The sequence below is a fragment of the Pleomorphochaeta sp. DL1XJH-081 genome (assembly GCF_049310885.1).
Taxonomy (GTDB): domain Bacteria; phylum Spirochaetota; class Spirochaetia; order Sphaerochaetales; family Sphaerochaetaceae; genus CAYZJV01.
This window is the reverse complement of record NZ_JBMDYO010000110.1, coordinates 1-268: the sequence shown is the minus strand read 5'-3', so window position 1 is coordinate 268 and position 268 is coordinate 1. Positions and strand designations below refer to the sequence as shown.

At 45.9% G+C, this 268-nt stretch carries 1 protein-coding gene; it reads right to left on the bottom strand.

From position 1 onward, the window contains the following. Positions 1-106, bottom strand: a 106-nt coding sequence (locus tag ACODJP_RS14100) for a pyruvate kinase (RefSeq protein WP_422482574.1), incomplete at its 3' end; no start/stop codon positions are given. Positions 107-268 lie beyond the last annotated feature (162 nt).

The window sequence follows — 268 nt, the reverse complement described above, 5'->3', positions numbered from 1 at the left end:
CCCACGAAAAATCAAAGCGAGCAACTGACATTCCAGCTTGCAAGCAGCCGGAGATGGCCTCCACCGATCTTGATTTGGGGCCTAGCGTTCCAACTATTTTTGTCATAGCTGGAAAGAAATTAGGTTTGCTGGGCTCAAGAATGGAAGCCATCCTTATAGGCTCTTCAAGAAGTAAGTGATTATTGGACTGCACCATTTCTAATGATGCTTGATTGATGAATCTCAAGAAACACTCAGTGGAGAGAGAGTGAGAGAGAGGGTGTGGACG